This window comes from Arcicella sp. GW458-12-2-14-TSB2, assembly GCF_059423785.1.
In genome coordinates this window covers 2501-5208 of the sequence record NZ_JBWKYN010000271.1, presented here as the reverse complement: position 1 = coordinate 5208, position 2708 = coordinate 2501, and the positions used below count along the sequence as shown (strand labels likewise).

Genomic DNA, 2708 nt, shown 5'->3' with positions numbered 1-2708 from the left:
AGTCCTCCAGTCTTTCAGTCCTAAAGTCCTCAAGTCTTCAAAACAAGAAGAGCCACCCTTTCGAGGTAGCTCTTTGTTAATATTTTTGGGGTTTATTTACTTTCCCGCATGTGATTGCAGTATCATCAACGGAACTGGGCTTAACTTCTCTGTTCGAGATGGGAAGAGGTGAACACCAGTCCTATCAACCCCATAAAGTCTGTGAGCCATTAAGCTCTATTTCTTTATGAGTAATTCATATAATATTGTGAAAGATGTTGAAGAGTAAGAACTATAAAGATTATATATCATACGGTTATATGAATAAAGCTCTTGGGTAATTAGTATTGCTCGACTTTGGTATTTCTACCTTTACATCTGCAACCTATCAAGGTCGTCATCTACGACCGCCCTTATATGGATTACTCATCTTCAGGTCAGTTTCGCACTTAGATGCTTTCAGCGCTTATCTGGTCCCGACGTAGCTACTCAGCTATGCTCTTGGCAGAACAACTGATACACCAGCGGTCAGTCCAACTCGGTCCTCTCGTACTAAAGTCAGAACCTGTCAATAATCCTACGCCCACAACAGATAGGGACCGAACTGTCTCACGACGTTCTGAACCCAGCTCGCGTGCCACTTTAATCGGCGAACAGCCGAACCCTTGGGACCTTCTCCAGCCCCAGGATGTGACGAGCCGACATCGAGGTGCCAAACCTCCCCGTCGATGTGAGCTCTTGGGGGAGATCAGCCTGTTATCCCCAGAGTACCTTTTATCCTTTGAGCGATGGCTGTTCCATACTAAACCACCGGATCACTATATCCTACTTTCGTACCTGATCGACTTGTATGTCTCACAGTCAAGCACCCTTTTGCTATTGCACTCTACGCACGGTTACCAAGCGTGCTGAGGGTACCTTTGAAAGCCTCCGTTACTCTTTTGGAGGCGACCACCCCAGTCAAACTACCCACCAAGCAATGTCCCTATTTAGGTTAGAATTCCAGTACAAGAAGGGTGGTATTTCAACGTTGACTCCATAATGCCTAGCGACACTATATCATAGTCTCCCACCTATCCTACACATCCAGTACCAGAACTCAATGCTAAGCTATAGTAAAGGTTCATGGGGTCTTTCCGTCCCGTTGCGGGTAAACGGCATCTTCACCGTTACTACAATTTCACCGAGCTCACGGCTGAGACAGTGTCCAGATCGTTACACCATTCGTGCAGGTCGGAACTTACCCGACAAGGAATTTCGCTACCTTAGGACCGTTATAGTTACGGCCGCCGTTTACTGGGGCTTCGATTCAATGCGTCGCTTGCGCTAACATCCCCTCTTAACCTTCCAGCACCGGGCAGGTGTCAGGCCTTATACGTCAACTTTCGTTTTTGCAAAGCCATGTGTTTTTGTTAAACAGTCGCCTGGACCAATTCTCTGCGGCCTCTCATCGCTGAGTAGGCTCCCTTTATCCCGAAGTTACAGGGTTAATTTGCCGAGTTCCTTAGCCGTGATTCACTCGAGCGCCTTAGAATATTCTTCCCAGTCACCTGTGTCGGTTTACGGTACGGGTTACTAATAAGTATAGATTCACAACTTTTCTTGGAAGTCTCTTCGCTGACTCGCTTCTGCCTTGCGGCTGCTGCTCAAAGGCACTATTCCGTCAGTACCTGCCAACCACGAATCTCCGTCATTGTGTTTCCCTATTAGTAAGTTCAGGAATATTAACCTGATGTGCATTAAGTCTTCGCCTTCGCTAAACCCTTAGCCCCCGACTAACCCTCAGTTGATTAGCATAGCTGAGGAAACCTTGACTTTTCGGCGTGCGGGTTTCTCGCCCGCATTATCGTTACTCATCCCTACATTTGCTTTTCTGACCTCTCCAATGAACCTTGTCGATTCACCTTCGCTGATGTCAGAATGCTCCCCTACCAGTATGTATAAAATACATAATCCAAAGCTTCGGTACTATACTTGATGCCCGTTTATTATCGATGCCCGCCTCGCTCGACCAGTGAGCTGTTACGCACTCTTTAAATGAATAGCTGCTTCCAAGCTAACATCCTGGCTGTCTCTGCAATCAGACCTCCTTTGTTCAACTTAGTATAGATTTAGGGACCTTAGCTGTTGGTCTGGGTTCTTTCCCTCTCGGACAGTGACCTTAGCACCCCTGCCCTCACTGCCGTGTAAATTTCATGCCATTCAGAGTTCATCAGGATTTGGTAGGATGTGACTCCCCCTAGTCCTATTGGTAGCTTTACCTGCATGAAAATAACCACGACGCTGTTCCTAAAAACATTTCGGGGAGTACGAGCTATTTCCCAGTTTGATTAGCCTTTCACCCCTACCCACAGCTCATCGAAATACTTTTCAACGTAAACTCGTTCGGTCCTCCAGTGTGTGTTACCACACCTTCAACCTGGCCATGGGTAGATCACAAGGTTTCGCGTCTACTCCCCCTGACTAAACGCCCTATTCAGACTCGCTTTCGCTCCGACTCCAGTTCTGTAAACCTTAATCTTGCCAGGAAGAGTAACTCGTAGGGTCATTATGCAAAAGGCACGCCGTCACAGAATCGCTCTGCTCCGACCGCTTGTAAGTGTATGGTTTCAGGGTCTTTTCACCCCCCTGCTCGGGGTACTTTTCACCTTTCCTTCACAGTACTCGTTCACTATCGGTATCTTGTTAGTATTTAGCCTTACCGGATGGTGCCGGCAGTTTCAAAGGGG

2 rRNA genes (1 of these 2 cut by a window edge) are annotated in these 2708 nt (G+C 47.3%); both read right to left on the bottom strand.

Going from position 1 to position 2708, the window contains the following annotated elements:
* Positions 1-83: 83 nt before the first annotated feature.
* Positions 84-195: ribosomal RNA gene (rrf, locus tag AC07XN_RS23330) — 5S ribosomal RNA — on the bottom strand.
* 105 nt (positions 196-300) lie between these two features.
* Positions 301-2708 (bottom strand): 23S ribosomal RNA (locus AC07XN_RS23325); it runs 419 nt beyond the window's last position.